7 protein-coding genes and 1 pseudogene are annotated in these 7504 nt (G+C 72.5%); 7 read left to right on the forward strand and 1 reads right to left on the reverse strand.

What is annotated here, in order from left to right; genetic code table 11:
- The first annotated feature begins 64 nt into the window (after positions 1-64).
- On the forward strand, positions 65-745 hold the full coding sequence (locus EF903_RS25265) for a response regulator transcription factor (RefSeq protein WP_125546871.1): 681 nt from the start codon (positions 65-67) through the stop codon (positions 743-745).
- Positions 746-822: 77 nt separating this feature from the next.
- Here EF903_RS25265 and EF903_RS25270 read toward each other — a convergent pair whose 3' ends face one another.
- The gene (locus EF903_RS25270) at positions 823-1497 is read right to left on the reverse strand and encodes a DUF461 domain-containing protein (RefSeq protein WP_125546873.1); all 675 of its coding nucleotides are present in this window, start codon (positions 1495-1497) and stop codon (positions 823-825) included.
- A gap of 626 nt (positions 1498-2123) precedes the next feature.
- Between EF903_RS25270 and EF903_RS25280 the strand changes: the two genes are divergently transcribed.
- The 6 genes and pseudogenes from EF903_RS25280 to EF903_RS25305 all read left to right on the forward strand — a co-directional run.
- The gene (locus tag EF903_RS25280) at positions 2124-2606 is read left to right on the forward strand and encodes a CarD family transcriptional regulator (RefSeq protein ID WP_114058094.1); all 483 of its coding nucleotides are present in this window, start codon (positions 2124-2126) and stop codon (positions 2604-2606) included.
- A 452-nt stretch (positions 2607-3058) separates the two neighbouring features.
- Positions 3059-3805 (forward strand): 2-C-methyl-D-erythritol 4-phosphate cytidylyltransferase, encoded by a 747-nt coding sequence (ispD, locus tag EF903_RS25285; RefSeq protein ID WP_125546875.1) that lies wholly within the window; start codon positions 3059-3061, stop codon positions 3803-3805.
- Complete coding sequence (gene ispF, locus EF903_RS25290; protein ID WP_125546877.1) at positions 3795-4301, forward strand: 2-C-methyl-D-erythritol 2,4-cyclodiphosphate synthase; 507 nt, start codon at positions 3795-3797, stop codon at positions 4299-4301. Before ispD ends, ispF begins: the two co-directional genes overlap by 11 nt.
- Before the next feature lie 137 nt (positions 4302-4438).
- On the forward strand, positions 4439-5839 hold the full coding sequence (cysS, locus tag EF903_RS25295) for a cysteine--tRNA ligase (protein ID WP_125546879.1): 1401 nt from the start codon (positions 4439-4441) through the stop codon (positions 5837-5839).
- Positions 5840-5939: 100 nt separating this feature from the next.
- A complete protein-coding gene (gene rlmB, locus EF903_RS25300) occupies positions 5940-6896 on the forward strand; it encodes a 23S rRNA (guanosine(2251)-2'-O)-methyltransferase RlmB (protein ID WP_125546881.1) in 957 nt (318 codons plus the stop codon).
- A gap of 148 nt (positions 6897-7044) precedes the next feature.
- Positions 7045-7504, forward strand: a pseudogene (locus EF903_RS25305) (hypothetical protein); the annotation flags it as partial.

Raw genomic sequence — 7504 nt, forward strand, 5'->3', positions numbered from 1 at the left:
CACCCGACCCCCGCCTGATCCACAGAACGCCAGAACCGCCCAACCCTGCCCCGGAGGTCCTTCCGTGACCCGTGTGCTCGTCGTCGAGGACGAGGAATCCTTCAGCGACGCCCTCTCCTACATGCTCCGCAAGGAGGGATTCGAGGTCGCGGTCGCCGCGACGGGGCCCGACGGCCTCGACGAGTTCGACCGCAACGGCGCCGACCTCGTCCTCCTCGACCTGATGCTCCCCGGCCTGCCCGGCACGGAGGTCTGCCGGCAGCTGCGCGGCCGCTCCAACGTCCCCGTCATCATGGTGACCGCGAAGGACAGCGAGATCGACAAGGTCGTGGGGCTGGAGATAGGAGCCGACGACTACGTCACCAAGCCGTTCTCCTCCCGGGAGCTGGTCGCCCGCATCCGCGCGGTCCTGCGCCGCCGCGGCGAGCCGGAGGAGGTCGCCCCGGCCGCGCTGGAGGCCGGCCCGGTCCGCATGGACGTCGACCGGCACGTGGTGACCGTCGGCGGGGCCAAGGTGGACCTGCCGCTGAAGGAGTTCGACCTGCTGGAGATGCTGCTGCGCAACGCCGGCCGGGTGCTGACGCGCATGCAGCTGATCGACCGGGTGTGGGGCGCGGACTACGTCGGCGACACCAAGACCCTCGACGTGCACGTCAAGCGCCTGCGCGCCAAGATCGAGCCGGATCCGGGGGCGCCGCGCTACCTCGTCACGGTCCGCGGCCTCGGCTACAAGTTCGAGCCGTAGACCGCCGCAGGCACCTTGACGGAAGGGCCCCGTCCGCGTGGTGCGGACGGGGCCCTTCCGTACGGGCTGCCGTGGTCTCAGTGGCCGGCGGCGTGCGACGCGGAGCCCGAGGGCGACGCGGCCGGGGAGCCCGAGGCCGCACCCGAGGGGGTGGCGGCTGGGGAGCCGGACGGCGAGCCCGACGGGCCGGCGGACGGCGAGGCGGCGGGGCTGCCGGAGGCGGACGGGCCGGCGGCGGGCGCCTCGGTCGGGCCGAAGCCCGCGTACATGCCGGTGTTCGGGAAGACGAACGCCTCCAGCTCGACGTCGCCGGTGTTGCTCAGCTTGAAGACGACCTTCTGGACGTCGCCGTCCTTCACGGCCTCGCCGCCGCCCTCGATGACCGCGGACGGGTTGCCCTTGCCGCCGAGGACGACGGAGCCGCCGGCGGGGACGGTGACCTTGCCGGAGGCGCCCTCGGCGCCCTTCAGGACGACCTTGCCCTTGGAGCCCGGCAGGGTGATCGCGTCGATCGTCTGCGGCTTGTCGCCCTCGTTGAAGAGCGTCGCGGAGACGACGGCCGAGCCCTTGCGGTCCTTGCCGGTGATCACCAGCGCGTTCTGGACCATGATGTCGCCCTTGGAGGCGGCGGCGTTGTCCGGCTTGATCTTCAGCGTCTGCGCGTCGTTGCCCGCACCGCAGGCGGCCAGCGAGGCGATCGAGAACACGACGGCGGTGGCGGCGAGGGCGCCGCGTCGAAGGCTGCGGCTCACGGCGGCGGCAACTCCTTGGACGTACGGAACGGAAGGTGGTCGGTCCCGCGGACGGCCGAGGTAAAGCCGTCCTAAGGGTGTGTCAGCGCGCTTAGGTTACCGAGCCGCCGCCCCGCCCCCGCACCCGACCCTCCGCAGGGGAGGGGCTCCGCTGCCCCGGCCCCGCGATCACGCATTCCGCGGACCGCCGGGGGCCCGTTCCGCCGGGGAAGAGCGCCGGCACTTCCCGGTCCGTTCATGTGCCGTCCGCATATAGCGCTCCGGCCGCCCGGTGATCAATTCCGGGATTCCCTCGAACGCCTCTCCGTGATCAATTCCGGGATTGGGCCGGAACCACTCCGTTCGGGTGGCCGGTAGTCGAACGGAGTAGTTCGGTTTCCCGACCTCGAACCCGGCGAAACGGGACGTACGTCACACTGGAGGGGTCGCCCGGGAGGTGTAACGTGGCCGTTTCGCCCGGTCCGCACAGCGCCTCCGACCTGCGAATACCCCTCTTCCGGAGGCTTCCGCAGCACGTTCCCGCCGGAGTTGTCAAGCCCCGAGATGTGCCCTGACCTGCGAAAACGCCATTCATAACAGTCAGTTCTCGTGTTACCCTGGATAGCCACGGAAGGGGTACCTGTCACATGACGTTCAAGGTTGGCGACACCGTGGTCTATCCCCATCACGGGGCCGCGCTGATCGAGGCCATCGAAACTCGCCAGATCAAAGGCGTGGACAAGACCTACTTGGTGCTCAAGGTCGCCCAGGGCGACCTGACGGTTCGTGTGCCTGCCGACAATGCGGAGTTCGTCGGCGTTCGCGACGTAGTCGGCCAGGACGGGCTGGACCGGGTCTTCGAGGTGCTGCGGGCACCGCTCAACGAGGAGCCGACGAACTGGTCCCGTCGCTACAAGGCAAATCTGGAGAAGCTCGCCTCCGGCGACGTCATCAAGGTCGCCGAAGTGGTGCGCGACCTGTGGCGCCGCGAGCGCGAGCGCGGGCTGTCCGCCGGTGAGAAGCGGATGCTCGCCAAGGCGCGCCAGATCCTGGTCAGCGAGCTTGCGCTCGCGGAGAACACCAACGAGGACAAGGCCGAGGCCCTCCTCGACGAGGTCCTCGCGTCCTGACGACGCGCAGACCCGTAAGCAGCCGTGCCGCGGTGCCCGACGATCGGCCTCCCCGAAGGGGGGCCGTTGCCGGGCGCTGCGGCATGTCTGTACCCGCACGCCCCACGCCGCACCTCGCGGCACGCCCGTACGGGAGCGCACGCCGTCCCGCACACGCGACGCGGCACGCGCACGCAACGTGATCCCGCGCAGCCCCCGGCGGCACGCTTCTGCACCGCCGCCCGGTACCGCGCCGTCCTGAGCCGCATCCGGCGCATCCGCGCCCACGGCACCCGGCACGACGCGCGACCCGACCCGACCTGATCCGACCTGACCCGACCGACCTGTCGTGCCGGGTCCGGGCAGCCGGCTCGACCGGTCGTCACGGAAGGGGCGAGGGCGTCGCACCCGGCACTCCCCAGGGCCATACCCATGTCGGCCGAAGTCACAAACCTTGGCTCGGAGCTACTTCAATGTCTGACGAAACGCGCCCCCAGCGCACCGCCGCGGTGATCCCCGCCGCCGGCCGCGGGGTACGCCTCGGCCCGGGCGCCCCCAAGGCCCTGCGGGCCCTCGGCGGCACCCCGATGCTGATCCACGCCGTCCGCGCCATGGCCCGCTCGCGGGCCGTCCGCCTGGTCGTCGTCGTCGCACCGCCCGACGGCGCCGCCGAGGTGCGCCGCCTCCTGGACGAGCACCCGCTGCCGGACCGCACCGAGCTGCTGGTCGTCCCCGGCGGCGACACCCGCCAGGAGTCCGTCGCCGCCGGCCTCGCCGCCCTCCCCGACGACATCACCTGCGTGCTCGTCCACGACGCCGCGCGCCCCCTCGTCCCCGTGGACACCGTCGACGCCGTCGTCGAGGCGGTCCGCGACGGCGCCCCCGCCGTCGTCCCCGCGCTGCCCCTCGCCGACACCGTCAAGGAGGTCGAGCCCGGCAAGGCGGGCGAGCCCGAGCCGGTCGTCGCCACCCCGGAGCGCGCCCGGCTGCGCGCCGTCCAGACCCCCCAGGGCTTCGACCTGGCCACCCTGCGGCGCGCCCACGAGGCCGTCGCCGTGTCCGGCGAGGGCGCCACCGACGACGCCGGCATGGTGGAGCGCCTCGGCACCACCGTCGTCGTGGTCCCCGGCCACGAAGAGGCCTTCAAGGTCACCCGCCCGCTCGACCTGGTCCTCGCCGAGGCCGTACTCGCCCGCAGGAGGGCCACCGATGCCTACTAGCCCCGCCCCCGCCCCGCTCCTCCCGCTCGTCGGGATCGGCACCGACGTCCACGCCTTCGAGGCGGGCCGCGACCTGTGGTGCGCCGGCCTCCTCTGGGAGGGAGAGGACGGCCTCGCCGGCCACTCCGACGGCGACGTCGCCGCCCACGCCGCCTGCGACGCCCTCTTCTCCGCCGCCGGCGTCGGCGACCTCGGCGCCCACTTCGGCACCTCCCGCCCCGAGTGGTCCGGTGCCTCGGGCACCACCCTCCTCGCCGAGGCCGCCCGCATCGTCCGCGCCGAGGGTTTCGAGATCGGCAACATCGCCGTCCAGGTGATCGGCGTCCGCCCCAAGATCGGCAAGCGGCGCGAAGAGGCGCAGAAGGCGCTCTCGGCCGCCGCGGGCGCCCCCGTCTCCGTCTCCGGCACGACCACCGACGGACTCGGTCTCACCGGGCGCGCCGAGGGCCTCGCCGCCATCGCCACCGCACTGGTGTACCGGACGAACCGGGCCTGATCGCCGCAGGCCGTCCGCACCGGGCGCCGCTCCCGGCGGCGCCCGGCCCGACGGTGGCTCGCCACCGCGGCGGCAAAGCGCCGCCGCGCCCCCGAAAGGGTCGCGGGGCACTGCCCGCGGCGCACTACCCTGGTGCCGTGACTATTCGCCTGTACGACACCAGCGCCCGGCAGATCCGCGACTTCACCCCGCTCGTCGAGGGCTGCGTCTCGATCTACCTCTGCGGTGCCACCGTGCAGGCGGCCCCGCACATCGGGCACATCCGATCCGGGCTCAACTTCGACATCATGCGCCGCTGGTTCGAGTACCGCGGCTACGACGTCACCTTCATCCGGAACGTCACCGACATCGACGACAAGATCATCAGGAAGGGCGCCGAGCAGGACCGGCCCTGGTGGTCCATCGGCTACGCGAACGAGCGCGCCTTCAACAGCGGCTACGAGGCCCTCGGCTGCCTCCCGCCCACGTACGAGCCCCGCGCCACCGGCCACGTCCCCGAGATGATCGAGATGATGCGCGGCCTCATCGAGCGGGGCCACGCCTACGAGGCCGACGGCAGCGTCTACTTCGACGTCCGCTCCTACCCGGGCTACCTCGCGCTCTCCAACCAGGAGCTCGACAACCTCCAGCAGCCGGCCGAAGAGGGCATCACCGGCAAGCGCGACCCCCGCGACTTCGCCATGTGGAAGGCCACCAAGCCCGGCGAGCCCGACTGGGAGACGCCGTGGGGCCGCGGCCGCCCCGGCTGGCACCTGGAGTGCTCCGCCATGGCGCACAAGTACCTCGGCAGTGCCTTCGACATCCACGGCGGCGGCCTCGACCTGATCTTCCCGCACCACGAGAACGAGATCGCCCAGGCCAAGGCGTTCGGCGACGACTTCGCCTCCTACTGGGTGCACAACGCCTGGGTCACCATGTCCGGCGAGAAGATGTCGAAGTCCCTCGGCAACTCGGTCCTCGTCTCCGAGATGGTCAGGAACTGGCGCCCCGTCGTGCTGCGCTACTACCTCGGCACCCCGCACTACCGATCCATGATCGAGTACAGCGAGGAGTCGCTGCGCGAGGCGGAATCCGCCTTCGCGCGCATCGAGGGCTTCGTGCAGCGCGTCGTCGAGAAGGCCGGCGGCCCCGTCGAGCCGGCCTCCGAGGTCCCGCCCGCCTTCGCCGAGGCCATGGACGACGACCTCGGCGTCCCGCAGGCGCTGGCCATCGTCCACACCACCGTCCGCCAGGGCAACAGCGCGCTCGCCGCCGACGACAAGGACGCCGCCATCGCCCGCCTCGCCGAGGTCCGCGCCATGCTCGGCGTCCTCGGCCTCGACCCCCTCGACCCGCACTGGTCGCAGGAGACCGACCGCGGCGACGAACTCCACGGCGCCGTCGACACCCTCGTCCGCCTCGTCCTCGACCAGCGCGAGTCCGCCCGCGCCCGCAAGGACTGGGCCACCGCCGACGCCATCCGCGACCAGCTCCAGCAGTCCGGACTCGTCATCGAGGACAGCCCGTCCGGCCCGCGCTGGACCCTCGGACCCCGCTGACCGGACCCGCCCGGACCAGCTCTGTTGTGCCGCCCGGCCCCCCGGGCGGCACACTCTTCATACGTACGTACCGCAGCACCAACGAAAACAGGTAGAGGTCATGGCCGGGAACAGCCAGCGCAGGGGACGCCGCACGTCCAACAAGAAGGGCCCCACGGTCGGAAGCGGCGGCCAGCGGCGCAGGGGCCTGGAGGGCAAGGGCCCCACGCCCAAGGCCGAGGACCGCAAGGGCCACAAGAAGTTCCGCCTCGCCAACGCCGCGGCCAAGCAGGCCGCCAAGCGCCGCCCGGCCCCCCGCCGCGGCGGAGCCAAGGGCCAGAGCGAGATGGTCGTCGGCCGCAACCCCGTCTTCGAGGCCCTGCGCGACGGCGTGCCCGCCACCACCCTGTACGTGCAGCAGTTCATCGACAACGACGAGCGTGTCCGCGAGGCCCTCCAGCTCGCCGGCGAGCGCGGCAACATCAACCTGATGGAGGCCCCGCGCCCCGAGCTCGACCGGATGACCGGCGGCCTCAACCACCAGGGCCTCGTCCTCCAGGTCCCGCCGTACGAGTACGCCCACCCCGAGGACCTCACCGAGGCCGCCTACGACAACGGCGAGGAACCCCTCATCGTCGCCCTCGACGGCGTCACCGACCCCCGCAACCTCGGCGCGATCGTCCGCTCGGTTTCGGCCTTCGGCGGCCACGGCGTCGTCATCCCCGAGCGGCGCGCCGCCGGCATGACCGCCGGCGCCTGGAAGACCTCCGCCGGCACCGCGGCCCGCACGCCCGTCTCCCGGGTTCCCAACCTCACCCGCGCCCTCCAGGACTACAAGAAGGCCGGTCTGACCGTCGTCGGCCTCGCGGCCGAGGGCGAGCACTCCGTCGCCGACCTCGACGCCCTCGGCGGGCCCGTCGTCATCGTCGTCGGCTCCGAGGGCAAGGGCCTCGGCCGCCTCGTCGGCGAGAACTGCGACTTCCTCGTCCGCATCCCCATGCCGGGCGGGGCCGAGTCCCTCAACGCCGGTGTCGCCGCGGGCGTCGTCCTCTACGAGGCGGCCCGCCGCCGCGCCTGAACCCGGGCGGCTTCGGCCGATCGGAGCACCGCCGGCGACCCGTGAGCGTGCCACCCCGCCCCCTTCGGGCGGGGTGGCTTGATCTTGACGGGTCTCGGACACAAGAACCCCGTCAAGGCAGTGTCCTAAACACTGATCACTCGGTTAGATGAGTGTGGACACAAGAACGTCAGGGTTCGACGACCAGCCCGCGCTGAGCATGGTCAAGGTGCCGTGCGACCCCGCACAGGTCATCGTGAACCACGCCAGCTTCCGCGTGCGGCTCGCACCGAGCCCGAGCGCGCGTTCCAAGCCCGCGAACATCCCCGGCCGGGCACCCGTCCTCGGCGCCGCCGCGGCGGCCGCCGGAGCCGCCGCCGGCCGCCGCCGGGCCCCCGTCGTCTGGAGCGGCAAATCCGCCCAAGGCGACTCCGCCGCCATGGGCGGCCTCCTCCAGGCCGTACGCGAACACGGCCGCGGCCACGAACACGACAGCGGCGCCACCCAGGTCATCCCCCGGATCGACCTCGGCCGCGACCTCACCGACGACACCGTCCCCACCCCCACCGTCATCGGCCAGCGCACCTACGGCGACCCCGACGAGACCCGCTCCCTGCCCCCCGTACGGG

It is taken from the genome of Streptomyces sp. WAC05292, from assembly GCF_003949955.1.
Classification (GTDB): Bacteria; Actinomycetota; Actinomycetes; order Streptomycetales; family Streptomycetaceae; genus Streptomyces; species Streptomyces globosus.

Coding starts and splice junctions, on each gene's coding strand:
- rlmB (WP_125546881.1), top strand. CDS start 5,940: ATGGCCGGGAACAGCCAGCGCAGGGGACGCCGCACGTCCAACAAGAAG.
- ispF (WP_125546877.1), top strand. CDS start 3,795: ATGCCTACTAGCCCCGCCCCCGCCCCGCTCCTCCCGCTCGTCGGGATC.
- EF903_RS25280 (WP_114058094.1), top strand. CDS start 2,124: ATGACGTTCAAGGTTGGCGACACCGTGGTCTATCCCCATCACGGGGCC.
- ispD (WP_125546875.1), top strand. CDS start 3,059: ATGTCTGACGAAACGCGCCCCCAGCGCACCGCCGCGGTGATCCCCGCC.